This is a genomic window from Bradyrhizobium sp. AZCC 2230, from assembly GCF_036924495.1.
Lineage (GTDB): Bacteria > Pseudomonadota > Alphaproteobacteria > Rhizobiales > Xanthobacteraceae > Bradyrhizobium > Bradyrhizobium rifense.
On sequence record NZ_JAZHRS010000001.1, the window covers coordinates 8,076,903 to 8,094,486 of the forward strand.

A 17,584-nucleotide genomic window follows, 5' to 3' on the forward strand; every position below is an offset into this window, starting at 1 on the left:
GTCAGCGCCCGCACAGCATGCCGTCGTCATGGACGGCGGGCGTGATGGTCGGCGAGGCGTCGGCATATTGGTTGACAGCGCACAGCCCCGCATTCGCGGCACAGTTGGCGGCGAAAGTCCAGGGCGGCGTGTTGGTCTTGGTGATCGAGACCTTGCCGCCGGTCGAGGTGATGACCGCGGTGTCGCCCGGCTGGGTGAGCTGGATGCACTGGAAGTTCAGCGTGCAGACGCTGGCCGCGCCCTCCTGAAGCACGACGACCGAGCGGCCGCGCCGTGACAGGATGTCGAGTGTGGTGCCGCGAACGCCGATGGTCGCGAGCGGTGTCGTGATCTTGTAGGCGGTCTTCTCCGAATGTCCGGTGACGAAGCGGAAGGCGCCGGTGGCCATGCGGATCGCGACGTCGCGATAGCTGTGCTCGTCGTTGAAGACGGTGCGGTCGAGCTTCAGCGTGGCGCTCGGTCCGAGCGACAGATTGGTGCTGTCGGCCATGACGAAGCGCGCTGCGCTGTCGGCGCCGGTGCGTACGGTCTCGTCGCGCATCATGCTGTCGCCGACGCTGATCGGCGACGTGGTCGCGGCGACGCGCACCACTTCGTTCTGAACCAGGACGGCTTCGCCGACGCGCGTTTGGGCCTGCGCGCAAGTGGCCGCGCACAGTGCGGCCGACAGCAGTGCAGGGAAAAGCAGAAAACGCAAATTCATATCGTACCCGATCGAAGTCCCTGATCGCGCATGCCTGTGTTGTGGTAGAATTATCACAAGCGGCGCGAGACGAGCGTTAGCTTAGTGACAGTTGCGGCAGAATGCGTTCAATGGATCGGCTGAGTTATTTTTTATTCGCGGTGACGCACATTTGCCACGCAAAATAGCCCCACAGCAGTCGCTTGAAGCACAGGCGGTTCCGAGATTGTCGCGAAGCGCAGTGATCGCTGTCGCGATCTTCCTAGCTGCGCATATAGCGCTGCTGATCGGGCTGGCGACGCCGGATAAATTCGTCTTCGACGAGGTGCATTACGTGCCGGCGGCGCGGCAGATGCTGGGCTCCTCGCCGTCGCAGCCGATGCTTAATCCGATGCATCCGCCGCTGGCGAAAGAGCTGATCGCAGCATCGATCGCAGCCTTCGGCGACAATGCGCTGGGCTGGCGCTATCCGGCGACGCTGTTCGGTGCGCTCGCGATCGTCGCGATCTATCTCTGCGGTCTCGCGCTGTTCGGATCGCAAGGGCCCGCGATCGCAGCAGCGCTGATCGCGGCGTTCAACCAGATGCTCTATGTGCAGGCGCGCATCGCGATGCTCGACATCTTTGCACTCGGCTTCGGTCTGCTCGCCATCGCCGCTTTCATGCACGGCTTTCGACGAGAGCGACCGCAGGCGCTGTTCGCACTTGCGGGTGCGTTGTTCGGTCTCGCTGCAGCCTGCAAATGGAGCGGCCTGTTTCCACTCGGTGTCTGCATCGTCATCGTGGCGGTGATCCGCCTGATGCAGGGTTGGCACACGTTGTTTGCCGACGCCAAGCCAAGCGACTGGTATCGGCCCGATCTCTGGCCAGAGTTCAGAGCACATCATGCCGCGCTCTGCTTTGCGCTGCTACCGGCCGTGACCTATCTTGCCGCTTTCGTTCCGCTCTACGGGCTGTCGCTGCCGGATCTGATCGAGGCGCAGCGCCGCATCTTTGCCGACAACACCAACACCGCGATCGCCGGCCATACGTATATGAGCTCGTGGCCGTCCTGGCCGTTGCTGGCGCGGCCCGTGTGGTTCCTGTTCGACAAGACCAATGATGATAACGTCGCGGCGGTCGTTTTCCTCGGCAATCCGCTGGTGCTGTGGCCGGCGCTGCTCGCGCTCGTCGTGGTATTGCGCGACTTCATCGTCGCGCGTCGCTGGGATGCTTTCCTGATCGCGGCGTTCTATTTCGGCCCCTGGCTCGCCTGGGCGCTGCTGCCGCGCACGCTAGGCTTCATCTACTATTATCTGCCGGCCGCCACCGCGGCCTCGCTCGCGCTGGTCTATGTGCTGCGTAGAGAGGGCCTGCCACGTTGGCTGTTGTGGGCCTATGTCGGCATCGCCGCGTTCGGCTTTGTGGTGATGCTGCCGATCTCAGCGGCCTTCATCGGCACGTCGATGCAGACGTTCAACCGGCTGATGCTGTTTCAGAGCTGGATCTGATACCGATCAGAATCTGAACCACGGAATCCGGTTCCAGACGATGTGGCTGCGGTAGACATGCGGCCAGTAGACCGGGAAGGGCTGCCAATAGGCGTAGCGGCGGTGATGGCGATGGACGTATCGCCGTGGCGGCGCCCGCGGCGCGGGCTCCGTCGTTGCCTGTGGCGCGACTGGCTCGGCGGTCTTCGGAACGATTGCCGGGCGCGGTACGCTCTCCGGAGGCTGCGCGGCTTGCGCGGGGGCGGCGGCGGGCGCAGAGCTCGGCGCCGTGGATGTGTCGTCTGCCCGGCTTGGCAGGGTCGACACGGTCAGGAAAAGGGTTGCGACGGCAATTCCAAAAGCTTGCGTCTTCATGTGATCCGTCCCGAATCAATATCCAACGTCCGCTCCGCTTAAGCGAGCACCGCCCGCCGCTTGCGCGGCAGGCGGTCTGTCGATGTGGCGATCACTTCGACGCCGTCTTGGTGTCCATGTTCACGACCTGGACGCGGCGGTTGATCGGGTCGGCGCCGTTGGCGGTGTCCTTCAGCTTGGTCTTGCCATAGCCGACGGTGACGAGATCCGTGCCGTTGAGGCCGTAGTTCTGCACCAGGTACTTCTTGATGGTGTCGGCGCGCCGTTCGGAGAGCCCCTGATTGTACTCTTCGGTGCCAATCGCATCGGTGTGGCCGGCGACCACGAAGGTCGAGCCCTTCAGCGACGGATCGGACAGCGCCTTGCCGAGTGCCTGCACCGACGGCACCGAGGTCTTGGCGATGTCGGCAGAGTTGTAGTCGAACTGGATCTCCAGATCGATGTTCGGCTTGGTCGACGCCAGCTCGGCGATCTGATCGCGCTCGCCCATCGACAGCGAACGTGTCTGCCGGTTGCGCACGGTGTTGAGGAAGGACGCTTCCTTGGCTTGCGCCGTCGGATCGGCCTGCGGGCCGGCGGAAAGGCCGCGGGTGATCGGCTTGGGCTTCAATGCATCCAGGATCTGGTTGGTGGAGATGTTGGTGTCGCCGGCGAAAGCCAGACCCGCCGTCAACGACAGCGCGGCCGTGAGCGTGATCGCCTTCAGTCCAAAAAACTTATTGAAATGGGTCATTGTCGTATCCTCGCTGTGACGCCTGATGGCGATTTGATGCTGCGAGCATAGGGAAGGTTCAAAGGCTCTGATGTGATGCGGGTCACATTCAGAACCGGCCACAATTCCACGCGCATCTTAGCGCCAGTGCCGGTCGGCATCCATGGCATCCAGCTAGCGGCAGCGGCCTACCGCCGGTGCTGCACAAGGCCCGCCTCAGGAAGTAACGCTGTCTCATTCGATTCTCGAAAGCAGCGTGCAAATCCTGTCCGTCTTTTCGAGATCGTTTCCCGCGAACCGCTGGACTCACGGCCGATGCGGGTACAATCTGCCGTTATTGCTCGTCGCCAGCCGTTGTTGCCCGCTGCGTTAGCAGCCTGAAAAGCAACCGTCGCAGCGTCTCTCAGCTCGGTTCGAGCAGCAGAAATCCCCGGGTGATCCAGATCACAGTACTTCGTCGTGAACTGGATCAGGTTGTTCTCATCGGATCGGCTCAAGCTGATCCGAGAGCATCGAAGAAGTTTGGATCAGGGGAGAATGATCATGCGCTTCTTGATCGCAGCAATTTCAATCGTCGCATTCATTGTCAGCGGCAACGCGGCTCTCGCGGACAAGCGCGTCGCCTTTGTGGTCGGCAACGCCGCCTACAAGAATGTCCCGCAGCTCCCTAACCCCGCAATCGATTCCAAGTCTATCGCCAGGGTGCTGCGCAACGTCGGTTTCGATGTCGTCGAGGGCGCCAACCTCACCCGCGACGCCATGACCGCAAAGCTCCTGGAGTTCGGCAAGAAGAGCGAGGGTGCGGATGTCGCCGTATTCTTCTATGCCGGCCATGGCATTGCCGTGAATGGCGTCAACTACCTGTTGCCGATCGACGCCGACCTGAAGTCAGAGATGGATGTCAAGCTCGGCGCGGCGATCAATGTCGATCTCACGCTCGACCAGACAATGTCGGATGCGAAGGTGAAGCTCGTGTTCCTGGACGCCTGTCGTGATAACCCGTTCGCGGCAAAGATCCGGTCGGCCAAGGCCACGCGTTCCGTCAACGTGCAGACCGGCCTTGCCGAGATGAAGTCGGGCGAAGGCACGCTGATTGCCTTTGCCACCGGCCCCGGCCAGACCGCGCTCGACGGCGAGGCTGGCACCAACAGCCCGTTCACCCGCGCGCTGGTCGCCAACATTGCCCAGCCCGGGATCGAGATCCAGCAGGCGATGACCAAGGTTCGCGCCCAGGTCAGCGACGAGACCAACAAGGGGCAATTGCCCTGGGGGCACACCAACCTCACCGGCAACGTCTATCTCAATCCGGTTAACACGCCCGCTGTGGCCACGACCGACACATCGAACGCGCCGGTGTCGTCCGCGACCAGGCAAGGCTCCGACATCGAGCTCGAGTTCTGGCGCTCGATCAAGGACACCAACAAGGTGGAAGAGCTCAACGCCTATCTCACCAACTATCCGAACGGCACGTTCAAATCGATCGCGCTCGCTCGCATCGCGGCGTTGCAGGATGGACCGTCCAACACCACCCGCAACCTCTCGGCCGGGATCGATCCCGCGACGTTTACCGACGAAGCCAATCAGGTGTCCGAGGACCAGATCGGTCTGGACAAGAGCCAGCGCCGTGATGTGCAGCGCCGCCTCACCGGGCTCGGCTTCGACGTCAAGACGACGGGCAAATTCGACGACGAGAGCCGTTCCGTGATGAAGCGGTGGCAGGCGGCACGCGGCTATCCTGCGACCGGCTATCTGAACAAGCTCCAGCACAAGGCGCTGTTGTCGGAGATCGTCTCGACCCGCGCGGCCTCCTCCGAGGAGCAGGCGGACGATGAGCCGGCGCGTCGCCGGTCCTCAGGTGGTGGCGGCCGGCGCCAATATAGCGGCGGTGGTGGCGGTGGCGGTCCGATGAGCGGCCCCGGCGGTCTGTTCGGTGGTATGATGGGCGGGTTGTTCGGCCGCCGCTGAGTGGCAGAACGAAAAGGCGGCCCGATCCGGGCCGCTTCTGCTTTGGAAACCCGCGCACATCGATGGTCGCAAAGCCGTCGCCGCATGGCCTGCTCGCGAACAAGAAATCGGCCAGATGCACGCCTAGCAGACACCCCTTCATCAGACATCGCGGACGAGGGAGCCGAGTTCCATCCAGTGCCGAGGCCGAGTGATTACCAGTTCTATCGCAATGGCCCGCCGGATCGGACCGTGTCTCTGAACGCCATGCCCATCTATATCGGCGCGGCGATGATTGCGGTGGCGATCCTGCTCTCGACGCTGATCACGGGCTTGACCTCCCGCTATGTCGGCCTCGGAGCTCCGACCGACGAGAACATGTGGCTGGTCGACCGCCTCACCGGCAGCGTCTATCGCTGCCAGGCGGAGGGCCGGGGCAGGGCCGCATGCGAGCCAGACATTGCCACCGGCAGCGTCAGTGACCGGCCCGGGGCGCCGAAGGACGGCCGCTGAGGCCGTGTCGCTTCGCATTGCAGCAAGAAAATTGTCTTCTCCGCGAAACGTTCTCACCAGAGGATACGTATTGCGAATGCCGGCATGACGCCGGTTTCGTTTTGCTCAAGGAGATTTTTCGATGAAGACCGTGCTCACCGCCGCAGCCTTTGTCGCTTTCGCCCTTTCAGTTTCGCCCGCATCCGCCGCGATGATGGCGTGCACCAGCGATAACATGATGAAGTCGGCCGCCACGATGGGCGGCACCGCCGACACGCCCGCCAAGACGGCCGCGAACAAGGAGATGGCCATGGCCAACACCGACATGAGTACGGGCAAGATGAAGGGCGCCTGCATGCACTACATGAAGGCGCAGAAGGCCATGATGATGAAGTAGTCCTCGGCCTCAGTCTCCAGCCGCGCTGTCAGCAGATGGCAGCGCGGCTTTTCCTTGCCGCGTCCCTTCACCAGTTCTTTTTCCTGGCGCGAATCCCGCTACATTGCCTCTCGCAATGTCCCGCGCACCAAAACCCCTTCCGCTCCCGACGACACAGGCCCGGCAGATCTGGCTGCGCGCCCAGCGACTCGACACGCGCGCGCCGTTCGGGGAGGGCGCCCAGGCCGTGGCTGATGCGATCGCCCATCTCGGCTATGTTCAGATCGACACCATCAACGTGATCGAGCGCTGCCATCACCACATCCTGTTCAGCCGTATCCCTTCCTATCTCCGCGCCGATCTGCGTCATGCCCAGAGTGTCGACAGAAGCGTGTTCGAGTACTGGACCCATGCGCTGTCCTACGTGCCGTCGAACGATTTTCGCTTCTTCCTGCCGGCGATGCGCGAGCACAAGCGCGAGGGGCATAGATGGTATGCCTCGGTGACGCCGGCCGACACGCGCAAGGTGATGCGGCTGTTGCGGGCCGGCCCGCTGACGATCCGCGACATCGAGGACGACGTGCTCACCGAGAAGGAGCATCTGTGGCAGAGCCGCAAGCCATCGAAGCGGGCGCTTCAGCTTGCCTTCTACACCGGCGTCGCGACCGTCAGCGCGCGCCAGGGCATGCTCAAAACCTATGATCTGATGACGCGGCATTTCGGCTGGGACAAGCTGCCGAAGCCGGCGTCGGCCAGGGAGATCACGGCCTATCTGCTCGACCGCGCGCTGCGCTCGCAAGGTGTCGTCAGCCTCGATTCGATCTGCCATCTCGATGCGCCGAGCAAGAAGGCGGTAGCAAGCCTGATCGCCGCGCGCGTCCGCCGCGGCGAGCTCTTGCCTGTCGCGATCGAGGGCGCCGGCAAGCAGGAGCATTGGGCCGCGCCTCCGGCGCTTGAGCAGCATGAGGTGTCGCCAGATCTCGTCCACATCCTGTCGCCGTTCGATCCGCTGATCATCCAGCGCAAGCGCACCAATCTCATCTTCGGCTACAACCATCTGTTCGAGGCCTATGTGCCGAAGGCCAAGCGCAAGCTCGGCTATTTCGCACTGCCCGTGCTGGTCGGCGACGAGATCGTTGCCGCGCTCGATCTCAAGACCGATCGGCAGGCCAAGAAGGTCTTGATGCAGAAATGGACCTGGCTCGGGCAGGGCAAGAAGACGACGGGGCGGAAGGAGCTCAAGCAGAAGATCGAGGATGAGCTTGGTCGTTTTGAGCGGTTTCAATTGGCGGAGTGAAGGCAGGCCAACACTTTACGGTCCCGCTGCGCGAGCCTCGTGGTCCGCTCTCAGCGGGAAGACACCATATGCGCATATCTATCCAGCACGTCGTCGGCCGAATAGCCCGAGCGTCGTGCAAATTCCTCCCGCAAGCCCAGCCGGGCGGAGACTTTCAATCGTTCCGCCGTGGCGGCCGTCATCAGGGGATCGAAACCCAATTCCCGCAGACCCGCAGCCACGCCGTCCATTTCCACGGCGCGGCGCTCGGCATGCAGCACGTCGGAGCGGACGCACATGTCCAGGAATTTGCTGAACGTGGTGGCATCCATCGACGCGCAAAGCCCGCGCATGGTCTCCTCTCGCACGCCGGCAAGCGTTGCGGCGGTCAGGGCCTCGACCAGCAGCGCTTCCATGCCCTTCGTCACCACGCTCCGCAGCATCTTCACGGCCGCTGCTGTTCCGGCTTCTGAGCCCGCCACCTCGATGCGAAATCCGAGTGGCCCGAAAATGTCTGCGAAGCGCTCGGCGCCGCTGCCGGACGTATAAAGCGGGACCGCGGCGCCATAGAGGTCGACCGAACCCATCAGATTCGTATCCGCGAACACGCCGCCGCGGGCCTCCACGGCTTCGGCGACATGCTTTTTGGTTCGCGGGCTCGCGGCGTTGATGTCCACCACGAGGCAGCCGGGACGTACGATCCTGGATATCGCTTCGCCGGTGGTGGCTGCGACCGCAACGACGACCGCGGAAAAGATCACGTCCGCCTCCGACAGATCGTCAAGCCGCTCGACAAGCGTGACACCACAACCGGCAGCCATCGCGTGAAAGGCCTGCGAGTAGGGCGGTGTGTTCGTCTTGCCCTGACAGAACGCGACCATCGGTGCACCGGTCTGCGCCGCGAGATGCTTTGCAAAACATTGCGCGGCCTCGCCAAATCCAACAAAGGCGACCTTCGGCTGCGGCATGGCTCTTCTCCGGATGCGTCCGATCGAGAGGATGAGGTCTCCTCGTGCGGCTCTCACCGCTGCCGCCATTTGTGCCGAGTCCGGCGCTGGAGTCAATGAACCGGTTCATCCAAAGTCCACTACGGAAGAAAACGCTTCCCATGTATGACAAATATTTAGGCAATAGCGGGCGCAAAAGCTTGCCCGAGATGGTGAACCGGTTCATAAAGTGGGCATGCCGTCACAGCCACGCCGATCTCAAACTGTAAAAGTCAGGGACGTGGCCCGAGAGGCCGGTGTTGCGGTCGGCACTGTCTCCCGTGTGCTCAATGATCATCCCACGGTGACCAGGGAGCTGCGGGAGCGCGTCAAAGGGGCCATGGCTCATCTCGGCTATGAGATTGATGTTACGGCGCAGAGCATGCGCGCGGGACGTTCGCGCCTCGTGGCCTGCGCGATTCGCGATTTCGACATCCCGCGCTTCGCGCTGTTCATCAAGGAGGCCGAGGCGGTGCTGCGCGAGGCTGGATACACCTTGCTTCTGGCCAGCACGACCAACCGCCCCGACGTCGAGATCGCCTTGCTGGGCGCCTTTCGCAGGCGCCGGGTGGATGGCGTGATGATGACGCTGAGCGACGAGCAGCACCGGGACGTGCGCGAAGCGCTGTCGGAGGCGCCGATGCCGGTCCTGCTCATCGACCGGGACAGCATCGCGGCACTCGATCGCGTCACGGCCGATCATCGCGAGGGGGCGCGCCTTGCGACGAACCATCTGCTTGGCCTTGGGCACCGGCGGATCGCCATGCTTGTCGGCGACACCAAGGCCTTCCCGTCGCGAAGCCGCCTCGACGGATTTCGCGAGGCGTATTCGACCGCGGGGATCGCGCCGGATCCGAAGCTGTTGCGCGATAATGTGCTCTCGAGCGAAGACGCCTATAGGGCGACGGCGTCGCTCATGAGTCTCGCGAATCCCCCGACGGCGCTCTTCGTCGCGGCGATGGACATGCTCGGCGGCTGCCTGAGAGCGCTGCGGACGATGAGCATTGCCGTCGGGGACGGGATTTCGGTGGTGGCTGGCAGCGACTCCGACCTGGCCGAATTGCACACGCCCCCTATCACGGCGATCGAGTGGGATCTTGCGGCCATGGGCCGCCACGCCGCGACCATGCTGCTGGAGCGGATGCGCGGCGACGAGATCGAGCGCGGCCGTGGTCTCACCGTGCCGACGGAGCTGATCATTCGCGGGTCGAGCCGGCCTCTTGTGAATTGAGCTTGCTACGTCGGGGCAGGATGCGGTCTTGGCCGAAGCTCGAGACACGGCTGTCGAGCCAGACGCCGGCCACGATACCGATGAGGTAGGCGACCAAATTCCACAGCGAGAAGATGCGCCCCAACAACAGCGCGCCGGCGGTGGTGAGCCGATACGTATCGAGCCAAGGCGCATGCACCAGCCGGGAGAACTCGACCACGATCGCGATCACCATTGCGATGGCCGCAAGCTGGCTCCGTGTCAGCGGTGGTAGCAAAACCCCGACCAGCAGGAACACCATCGTCGCCCACAACAGTGAGCCGCCATACTTGACGACGAAGGCAGGAAGGCCGAGCGGAAAGCCATACCAACGCAAGGACAGCCCGCAGACGATCACGACCAGCGCGAGGGCGGCGCGGATCAGCGACCTCTGTCGCGGCACGACAGGTTCATCGGGCTGCGCCCCGTGCATTGCTCGCTCCATTGACTCTTTGCCCGCGATGCTGAAAACCGCCCTTCAGCCCATAAAAGCAACAACCCCGGGGGAAACCATGAGCCAGACCACAACCTTTGCCAGTTCTGCCGGCAGCGCCAAGAGCGCAATCGAGACTTCGACCATCCGCGCCATTTCCTGGCGCCTGATCCCGTTCCTGGTGCTGGCCTATTTCTTCTCCTATCTCGACCGCGTCAATCTCGGCTTCGCCGCGCTGACCATGAACGCGGAGTTGAAGTTCACGCCGCTGATCTTCTCCTGGGGCGCCGGCATCTTCTTCATCGGCTATTTCATCTTCGAGGTGCCGAGCAATCTGGCGCTGGAGAAATTCGGCGCCAGCCGCTGGATCGCCCGCATCATGGTGACCTGGGGCATCATCTCGGCGCTGATGGCACTGGTGAACGGCGTGACCAGCTTCTACGTTCTGCGTTTCCTGCTTGGCGTCGCCGAGGCCGGCTTCTTCCCCGGCATCATCCTTTATCTCACCTATTGGTATCCGGCCGAATATCGCGGCCGCTTCATTGCTGCCTTCGCGATCGCCGTGCCGGTCTCGACCGTGATCGGCGCGCCGATCTCGGGCCTGCTGCTCGGCCTCGACGGCGCCATGGGTCTGAAGGGCTGGCAGTGGCTGTTCATTCTCGAGGGCATCCCCTCGGTGCTGCTCGGCATCGTCACCTGGTTCTATCTCACCGACAAGCCCGAGAAGGCGGATTGGCTCTCGGCCGAGCAGAAGGCCTGGCTGAAGGGTCGGCTCGATTCCGAGATCGCGGTCAAGCGGGCGGCGAAGCATATGACGCTCGGTGAAGCGCTGTCGTCGCCGAAGGTGATCACGCTGAGCCTGATCTATTTCGGCTTCGTCGCCGCGCTCTATGGCATGCAGTTCTGGCTGCCGCAGATCGTCAAGGCGTTCGGGCTGAGCAACGCCCAGACCGGCTTCGTCACCGCGATCCCCTATGTGTTCGGCACGATAGCCATGATCCTGTGGGCACGGCATTCGGATGCGACGCGCGAACGCGTGATGCATGTCGGTGCGCCCATGATCCTGATCGCGGTCGCGCTCGCCATCTCCAGCTACATCACCGATCCCACCATGACGATGGTGGCGCTGACCTTCGCCGCGATCGGCGTGTTCTGCGTCTTCGGCGTGTTCTGGACCTTGCCGACCTCCTGGCTGTCGGGCACGGCGGCCGCCGGCGCCATCGCGCTGATCAACTCGATCGGCAATCTCGCCGGCTTCGGCGGGCCGTATCTGATCGGCTGGGTCAAGGAAGCCACCGGCCAGACCTCGACCGGCCTGCTGGTGCTCGCGGTCCTGCCGCTGCTCGCCGGCATTTTGGTGTTCATCGGCGGCCACGAGACCAAGCACGAGTTCGCCGGACAGGGGCGGTGAGCCTCCTATGTCGCCCTGGCGAAAGCCAGGGCCCATACCCCGCGGCTCCTCTTGGGGCACGCGGGAGACGTATTCTTCCAGCAACCGACTTCAGGGGTGATGGGCCCTGGCCTTCGCCAGGGCGACGGGGAAGGGTTACCAGCCCTTAACGATCACGCTTTCCTGATGACTGACGATTGTTGACTTTTATCAGTGAATAGTCGACATTCCTCTCATTGCAGACGCAGGAGTGTCCTCCGATGTTCGTTCGGTCCGTTTTGTCCAGCTATTCCAGGCTCTTGGCTGGTGTGGCATTGGCGTTTGTGGCAGCCTCGTTGGCCGGGTGCAATGATACCGTGGCGCAAAAGGCAGAGCCGCCGCGGCCGGTTCTGGTCGCAACCGCCCATTATGATGCCGAGACCCCGGAGCGCAGCTTCGTCGGCACCGTCCGGCCCCGGATCGAGAGCGACCTCGGCTTTCGCGTCGCCGGCAAGGTTGCCAAGCGTCTGGTCGAAGTCGGCCAGACCGTCGAGATCGGCCAGCCGCTCGCGACCCTTGATGAGGTCGATCTAAAACTCCAGGCAGAGCAGGCCGTCGCCGAGCAGACGGCTTCGACCGGCGTGCTGGCGCAGGCCGCCGCTGCCGAGCAGCGCGCCAAGGATCTGAAGGCCAAAGGCTGGACCACCGATGCCGCGATGGATTCGAGCCGCGCGGCTGCTGATGAAGCCCGCGCGCGCCTCGACCGCGCCGTCCGCTCGGTCGAGTTGACCAAGAATTCCCTTTCCTACGCGACGCTCAACGCCGACGCCCGTGGCGTCGTCACGGCAACGCTGATCGAGCCCGGCCAGGTGGTTGCCGCAGGCCAGACCTCGATCCGTGTCGCCCGCTTTGCCGAAAAGGAAGCGGTCGTCGCGATCCCTGAGACGCTGGTCGGACGTGCCAAGTCGGGCGCCGCCAGCGTCACTCTTTGGTCGGAGCCGGACAAGAAGTACACGGCGAAGCTGCGCGAGATCGCGCCCACCGCGGATTCCGCGACGCGCACCTATCTCGCAAAGTTCTCGCTGCCCGAGGCCGGCGACAAGGTCGAACTCGGCATGACCGCGACGCTGACGCTGTCGGACGCCGCCACCCAGCGTGTCGCGCGGCTGCCGCTGTCCGCGCTGTTCAACGAAGGCGGCAAGCCGTCTTTCTACGTCGTCGACGACAATGGCGCAGTGACGCTGAAGCCGGTCGCGGTGAAGGCCTACGACAGCAACGACGTCATCATCACCAGCGGTGTCGACGAGGGCGCCAAGATCGTCACCCTCGGTGTCCAGAAGCTCGACCCCGGCCAGAAGGTGCGGGTCGTGTCGTCACTGTCCTTCTGAGTGTTTCTTACGAGTTACGTCGTGTGAGGTGAGTTTCGGCCCCAGCGCAAATGCAAGGGCTGAAGCGGCGAAGCGATCCAGAACCTGCCCAGCCCCCTGGATTGCTTCGCTGCCTCGCGACGACGCCCTGAACAGAGCGGCTGTCGTTTTTGGCAATTGGATCGTTTTTTCCGGAGAGTGCGATGAAGCGCTTCAACCTTTCGGCCTGGGCCGTCAGCCATCCGACGCTGGTTCTATTCCTGATGCTGGTGCTCGGCGTCGCAGGCTTCTTCTCCTATCAGAAGCTCGGCCGCGCCGAGGATCCGTTCTTCACGGTGAAGGTGGTCAACGTCTCCGTGCTGTGGCCGGGCGCGACCTCGCAGGAGATGCAGGCGCAGGTCGCCGATCCCATCGAGAAGAAGATCCAGGAGCTGCCGTATTTCGAGAAGGTGCAGACTTATTCCAAACCTGGCTTCACCGCACTCCAGGTGACCTTCCGCGACTCCACGCCGCCGAAAGACGTGCCTTACCTCTTCTATCTCTTGCGCAAGAAGCTGGTCGACGTGCAGGGCCAGCTGCCCGCAGGCATTCTGGGCCCCGTCGTCAACGACGAATTCTCTGACGTCGACTCCATCCTCTACATGATGACCGGCGACGGCGCCGATTACGCCCAGCTCAAGAAGGTCTCGGAAGGTTTCCGTCAACGCCTGCTCAAGGTGCCGGGCGTGACCAAGGTTGACGTCTACGGCAATCAGGACGAGCGCATCTTCGTCGAGTTCAGCCACGCCAAGCTCGCCACGCTCGGCATCACGCCGCAGGCACTGTTCGATTCGCTCGCCAAGCAGAACAACGTGACGCCGGCCGGTACGGTCGAGACCTCGTCGCAGCGCGTGCCGCTGCGCGTTACCGGTGCGCTCGACGGCGCCAAGGCCGTGGCCGAGACCCCGGTCGAGAGCAACGGTCGCGTGTTCCGCCTCGGCGACATCGCCACCGTCACCCATGGCTATGTCGATCCGCCGAGCTTCGTCGTCCGTCAGGAGGGCAAGGCGGCGATCGGCATTGGCGTCGTCACCGCGAAGGGCGCCAACATCCTCGATCTCGGCAAGGAGGTCGAGAAGGCGACCGCGGAATTCATGAAGGCCGTGCCGCAGGGCGTCGACGTCAAGCTGATCGCCGACCAACCCAAGGTGGTCGAGCACGCCGTTGGCGAGTTCGTGCACTCCTTCATGGAAGCGCTCGTCATCGTGCTGTTCGTCTCGTTCCTGGCGCTCGGCTGGCGCACCGGCATCGTGGTCGCGCTCTCCGTGCCGCTGGTGCTCGGCATCGTCTTCATCGTCATGAACACGATGTCGCTCGACCTGCATCGCATCACGCTCGGCGCGCTGATCATCGCGCTCGGCCTGCTCGTCGACGACGCCATCATCGCTGTCGAGATGATGGTGGTGAAGATGGAGCAGGGCTGGGATCGCATGCGCGCGGCCTCCTTTGCCTGGGAATCCACTGCGTTTCCGATGCTCACGGGAACGCTGGTCACGGCCGCTGGCTTCCTCCCCATCGGCTTTGCCAATTCCGCGGTCGGCGAATATGCCGGCAGCATCTTCTGGATCGTGGCGATCGCGCTGGTCGCCTCGTGGTTCGTGGCGGTGATCTTCACGCCCTATATCGGCGTCATGCTGCTGCCCAACATCAAGGTGCATCACAATCACGATCCGCACGCCGTCTACGAGACCCGCATGTACCGTGGCCTGCGCGCCATCGTGCAGTGGTGCGTCAATCACCGCATCACCGTGGTAGCTGCGACCGTCGGCGTCTTCATCGCGTCCATCGTCGGCTTCGGCCATGTCCAGCAGCAGTTCTTCCCGCTGTCGGAGCGGCCCGAGCTGTTCCTCCAGCTGCGCCTGCCCGAAGGCACCGCCTTCAACGTCACCGAGAAGGCCGTGAAGAAGGCCGAGACGCTGCTCAAGGACGACCAGGACATCGAGACCTATACGTCCTATGTCGGCCAGGGCTCGCCGCGCTTCTGGCTCGGCCTCAACCCGCAGCTGCCGAACGAGGCCTTTGCCGAGATCGTCATCGTCGCCAAGGGCGTCGAGGCGCGTGAGCGCGTCAAGGCCAAGATCGAGGGCGCTGTCGCCGACGGCATGCTGACCGAAGCGCGCGTCCGCGTCGACCGCTTCAATTTCGGTCCGCCGGTCGGCTTCCCCGTCCAGTTCCGCGTGATCGGCCCCGACGCCAACAAGGTACGCGAGATCGCCTACCAGGTTCGCGACGTCATGCGGCAGAACAAGAACGTCAAGGACGTCCAGCTCGACTGGAACGAGCAGTCGCCGTACCTCAAGCTCGTCGTCGACCAGGATCGCGCGCGCGCCATGGGTCTGACCCCGCAGGACGTCTCTCAGGCGCTGGCGCTGCTGATTTCGGGCTCGCAGGTGACGACGGTGCGCGACGGCATCGAGAAGGTCGGCGTGGTGGCCCGTGCGGTCGGCTCCGAGCGTCTCGACCTCGGCGGCGTCGGCGATCTCACCATCACCTCGAAGAATGGCGTTGCCGTGCCGCTGCAGCAGATCGCCAAGATCGAATATGCCCACGAGGAGCCGATCATGTGGCGGCGCAACCGTGACATGGCGATCACCGTGCGCTCGGACGTCGTCGATGGCGTGCAGGCGCCCGACGTCACCAACCAGATCACGCCGAAGCTGCAGGCCATCAAGGACTACCTCGAGCCGGCCTACCGCATCGAGCCGGGTGGCGCGTTCGAAGAGTCTGCGAAGGGCAATGCCTCGATCTTCATCCTCTTCCCGCTGATGGTCATGGTGATGCTGACGCTGCTGATGTTCCAGCTGCAGAGCTTCTCGCGCCTGATCCTGGTGTTCCTGACCGCGCCGCTCGGCATCGTCGGCGCCTCGCTCGGGCTCAACGTCGCCAACGCTCCGTTCGGCTTCGTGGCATTGCTGGGCCTGATCGCGCTCGCCGGCATGATCATGCGCAACGCGGTCATCCTGGTCGACCAGATCGAGACTGACGTCTCCCACGGCCTGACCCGGCGGGAGGCGATCGTGGAAGCAACCGTCCGCCGCGCCCGTCCGGTGGTGTTGACGGCGCTCGCCGCCATCCTCGCCATGATCCCGCTGTCGCGCTCGGCTTTCTGGGGCCCGATGGCGATCACCATCATGGGCGGCCTGTTCGTCGCGACCTTCCTGACGCTGCTGTACCTGCCCGGCCTCTACGCCCTGTGGTTCCGCAAGAGCCTGGATGAAGCGGGCACACCCGAGCAGCCTGCCGCGCCGCAGCATGGGAGCAATGACGAGCACGCAATTCCGCTTGCTGAGGCGGCTGAATAAATGAGAAGACTACTGACTGACGAGTCCTGACACATGACACTGGTTGCGGAACATATCGAAGGCGACACCCGGGATCGTATTCTCGAGGTGGCTGAGCGGCTGTTCCGCGTGATCGGCTATCAAAAAACCACGGTCGGGGACATCGCCAAAGAGCTCCGGATGAGCCCCGCCAACGTCTATCGCTTCTTCGAATCGAAGAAGGCGATCCATCAGTCGGTGGCCCGTTCGCTGATGGGCGAGGTCGAGCTCGAGGCGCAGCGGATCGTGGCGAGGCCCGGTCCGGTGCTCGAGCGCTTCCGCGAACTGCTCACCACCATCAACCGCATGAACACCGAACGCTATGTCGGTGATTCCAAGCTGCATGAGATGGTCGAGATCGCCATGCAGGAGGACTGGGACGTCTGCGTCACCCATATGGAGTGCATTGCCGGCTTCATCGGTCAGATGATCGCCCAGGGCGCCGCGACCGGAGAGTTCGAGGCACCGGACCTGCAACTGGCCTCGCTCTGCGCCTGCACCGCCATGATGCGCTTCTTCCACCCCCAGATGATCGCCCAGTGCGCCACCAAGCCGGGCCCGAGCATCGACCAGATGATCGATTTCGTCATCGCGGGTCTGTCCCCGCGCCACTGACGGGCGGCGGGATTCCCCTTATAAGCATGCTGACCGCCCCGGACTGACCGGTCGGTGGTGGGCCAAGACGGATCAACAAACTCCGTCATTGCGAGCACAGCGAAGCAATCCAGACTGTCTCCGCGGAGGGATTCTGGATTGCTTCGCTGCGCTCGCAATGACGAGCAGGGGAAAGCCAGCGTGACCGACAAAGACCTGTATTTCTATGAGCCCTCCAAGGGCCACGGCCTCAAGCACGATCCCTTCAACGCCATCATCGCGCCACGGCCGATCGGCTGGATCTCCTCGCGCGACAGCAAGGGTCACGTCAATCTGGCGCCCTACAGCTTCTTCAACGCCTTCTGCTACGTGCCGCCGATCATCGGCTTCTCCTCCACCAACTGGAAGGACTCGGTCGAGAACATCCAGCAGACCGGCGAGTTCGTCTGGAATCTCGCCACGATGGATCTCGCCAAGCATATGAACGCGACCGCCGCGCATGTTGCCCCTGAAGTCGACGAGTTCGAGATCGCGGGTCTCACCGCCGTGCCGGGCAAGCTGGTCAACGTGCCGCGCGTGGGCGAGAGCCCCGTCGCCTTCGAGTGCAAGGTGTCCGACATCGTCCGCCTCAAGGGCGCCGACGGCAAGGAAGCCGACGCCTGGTTGACGCTCGGCGAAGTCGTCGCTGTCCACATCGACAAGGCCATGATCAAGGATGGCGTCTACCAGACCGCCGCTGCCCGCCCGATCGTGCGTGCGGGGCGCCGCGGCGACTACTTTGAGATCAAGCCGGAAAACATGTTCGAGATGGTCCGGCCGGATTAAGCCGCCACAGTCATTCCGGGGCGCGCCGCAAGGCGCGAGCCCGGAATCCATTCATCAACCGACTCAGCCGCACGATG

General features: G+C 63.5%; 16 protein-coding genes. 11 read left to right on the plus strand and 5 right to left on the minus strand.

What is annotated here, in order from left to right; translation table 11 throughout:
- Position 1 precedes the first annotated feature (1 nt).
- A complete protein-coding gene (locus V1280_RS38465; RefSeq protein WP_334535812.1) occupies positions 2-703 on the minus strand; it encodes a FecR family protein in 702 nt (233 codons plus the stop codon).
- A gap of 205 nt (positions 704-908) precedes the next feature.
- Here V1280_RS38465 and V1280_RS38470 point away from each other — a divergent pair, with 205 nt between their 5' ends.
- The gene (locus V1280_RS38470) at positions 909-2,171 is read left to right on the plus strand and encodes a phospholipid carrier-dependent glycosyltransferase (protein ID WP_334535813.1); all 1,263 of its coding nucleotides are present in this window, start codon (positions 909-911) and stop codon (positions 2,169-2,171) included.
- Between the two features lie 6 nt (positions 2,172-2,177).
- Here V1280_RS38470 and V1280_RS38475 read toward each other — a convergent pair whose 3' ends face one another.
- Together V1280_RS38475 and V1280_RS38480 are read right to left on the minus strand one after the other, a co-directional pair.
- Positions 2,178-2,525, minus strand: a complete 348-nt coding sequence (locus tag V1280_RS38475; protein WP_334535814.1) for a hypothetical protein — start codon at positions 2,523-2,525, stop codon at positions 2,178-2,180.
- A gap of 91 nt (positions 2,526-2,616) precedes the next feature.
- Positions 2,617-3,258, minus strand: coding sequence for an OmpA family protein (locus V1280_RS38480; protein ID WP_334535815.1), 642 nt, complete (start codon positions 3,256-3,258; stop codon positions 2,617-2,619).
- A 522-nt stretch (positions 3,259-3,780) separates the two neighbouring features.
- Here V1280_RS38480 and V1280_RS38485 point away from each other — a divergent pair.
- From V1280_RS38485 to V1280_RS38500, 4 genes are all read left to right on the plus strand, one after another.
- Entirely contained in the window at positions 3,781-5,202 is a 1,422-nt protein-coding gene (locus V1280_RS38485) for a caspase family protein (protein ID WP_334535816.1), read from the plus strand.
- Between the two features lie 246 nt (positions 5,203-5,448).
- The gene (locus V1280_RS38490) at positions 5,449-5,694 is read left to right on the plus strand and encodes a hypothetical protein (RefSeq protein WP_334538514.1); all 246 of its coding nucleotides are present in this window, start codon (positions 5,449-5,451) and stop codon (positions 5,692-5,694) included.
- Between the two features lie 121 nt (positions 5,695-5,815).
- Complete coding sequence (locus V1280_RS38495) at positions 5,816-6,070, plus strand: hypothetical protein (protein ID WP_334535817.1); 255 nt, start codon at positions 5,816-5,818, stop codon at positions 6,068-6,070.
- A 115-nt stretch (positions 6,071-6,185) separates the two neighbouring features.
- Positions 6,186-7,346 carry a winged helix-turn-helix domain-containing protein gene (locus tag V1280_RS38500; protein ID WP_334535818.1) on the plus strand — a complete coding sequence of 387 codons (1,161 nt, stop codon included), beginning with the start codon at positions 6,186-6,188 and terminating at the stop codon, positions 7,344-7,346.
- A gap of 50 nt (positions 7,347-7,396) precedes the next feature.
- Here the strand turns inward: V1280_RS38500 and V1280_RS38505 are convergent, their stop codons facing one another.
- Entirely contained in the window at positions 7,397-8,293 is an 897-nt protein-coding gene (locus V1280_RS38505) for an NAD(P)-dependent oxidoreductase (protein WP_334535819.1), read from the minus strand.
- Positions 8,294-8,507: 214 nt separating this feature from the next.
- Here V1280_RS38505 and V1280_RS38510 point away from each other — a divergent pair, with 214 nt between their 5' ends.
- Positions 8,508-9,542 (plus strand): LacI family DNA-binding transcriptional regulator, encoded by a 1,035-nt coding sequence (locus V1280_RS38510; RefSeq protein WP_334538515.1) that lies wholly within the window; start codon positions 8,508-8,510, stop codon positions 9,540-9,542.
- Here the strand turns inward: V1280_RS38510 and V1280_RS38515 are convergent.
- Positions 9,508-9,993, minus strand: coding sequence for a ribosomal maturation YjgA family protein (locus tag V1280_RS38515; protein ID WP_334535820.1), 486 nt, complete (start codon positions 9,991-9,993; stop codon positions 9,508-9,510). The genes V1280_RS38510 and V1280_RS38515 overlap by 35 nt on opposite strands.
- A 79-nt stretch (positions 9,994-10,072) precedes the next feature.
- Here V1280_RS38515 and V1280_RS38520 point away from each other — a divergent pair, with 79 nt between their 5' ends.
- The 5 genes from V1280_RS38520 (at position 10,073) to V1280_RS38540 (ending at position 17,507) form a co-directional block, all read left to right on the plus strand.
- Positions 10,073-11,404: an MFS transporter gene (locus tag V1280_RS38520; protein WP_334535821.1), complete on the plus strand. Its 1,332-nt coding sequence runs from the start codon at positions 10,073-10,075 to the stop codon at positions 11,402-11,404.
- A gap of 239 nt (positions 11,405-11,643) precedes the next feature.
- On the plus strand, positions 11,644-12,750 hold the full coding sequence (locus V1280_RS38525; RefSeq protein WP_334535822.1) for an efflux RND transporter periplasmic adaptor subunit: 1,107 nt from the start codon (positions 11,644-11,646) through the stop codon (positions 12,748-12,750).
- A 182-nt stretch (positions 12,751-12,932) separates the two neighbouring features.
- A complete protein-coding gene (locus V1280_RS38530; protein ID WP_334535823.1) occupies positions 12,933-16,070 on the plus strand; it encodes an efflux RND transporter permease subunit in 3,138 nt (1,045 codons plus the stop codon).
- 33 nt (positions 16,071-16,103) lie between these two features.
- Entirely contained in the window at positions 16,104-16,703 is a 600-nt protein-coding gene (locus V1280_RS38535; protein ID WP_334535824.1) for a TetR/AcrR family transcriptional regulator, read from the plus strand.
- Positions 16,704-16,883: 180 nt separating this feature from the next.
- Entirely contained in the window at positions 16,884-17,507 is a 624-nt protein-coding gene (locus V1280_RS38540; protein WP_334535825.1) for a flavin reductase family protein, read from the plus strand.
- The last annotated feature ends 77 nt before the right edge of the window (positions 17,508-17,584 follow it).

Excerpts from the sequence above, each read along its gene's own strand:
- V1280_RS38465 (WP_334535812.1), bottom strand. The coding sequence starts at position 703 with ATGAATTTGCGTTTTCTGCTTTTCCCTGCACTGCTGTCGGCCGCACTG.
- V1280_RS38475 (WP_334535814.1), bottom strand. The coding sequence starts at position 2,525 with ATGAAGACGCAAGCTTTTGGAATTGCCGTCGCAACCCTTTTCCTGACC.
- V1280_RS38480 (WP_334535815.1), bottom strand. The coding sequence starts at position 3,258 with ATGACCCATTTCAATAAGTTTTTTGGACTGAAGGCGATCACGCTCACG.
- V1280_RS38485 (WP_334535816.1), top strand. The coding sequence starts at position 3,781 with ATGCGCTTCTTGATCGCAGCAATTTCAATCGTCGCATTCATTGTCAGC.
- V1280_RS38490 (WP_334538514.1), top strand. The coding sequence starts at position 5,449 with ATGCCCATCTATATCGGCGCGGCGATGATTGCGGTGGCGATCCTGCTC.
- V1280_RS38495 (WP_334535817.1), top strand. The coding sequence starts at position 5,816 with ATGAAGACCGTGCTCACCGCCGCAGCCTTTGTCGCTTTCGCCCTTTCA.
- V1280_RS38500 (WP_334535818.1), top strand. The coding sequence starts at position 6,186 with ATGTCCCGCGCACCAAAACCCCTTCCGCTCCCGACGACACAGGCCCGG.
- V1280_RS38505 (WP_334535819.1), bottom strand. The coding sequence starts at position 8,293 with ATGCCGCAGCCGAAGGTCGCCTTTGTTGGATTTGGCGAGGCCGCGCAA.
- V1280_RS38510 (WP_334538515.1), top strand. The coding sequence starts at position 8,508 with ATGCCGTCACAGCCACGCCGATCTCAAACTGTAAAAGTCAGGGACGTG.
- V1280_RS38515 (WP_334535820.1), bottom strand. The coding sequence starts at position 9,993 with ATGCACGGGGCGCAGCCCGATGAACCTGTCGTGCCGCGACAGAGGTCG.
- V1280_RS38520 (WP_334535821.1), top strand. The coding sequence starts at position 10,073 with ATGAGCCAGACCACAACCTTTGCCAGTTCTGCCGGCAGCGCCAAGAGC.
- V1280_RS38525 (WP_334535822.1), top strand. The coding sequence starts at position 11,644 with ATGTTCGTTCGGTCCGTTTTGTCCAGCTATTCCAGGCTCTTGGCTGGT.
- V1280_RS38530 (WP_334535823.1), top strand. The coding sequence starts at position 12,933 with ATGAAGCGCTTCAACCTTTCGGCCTGGGCCGTCAGCCATCCGACGCTG.
- V1280_RS38535 (WP_334535824.1), top strand. The coding sequence starts at position 16,104 with ATGACACTGGTTGCGGAACATATCGAAGGCGACACCCGGGATCGTATT.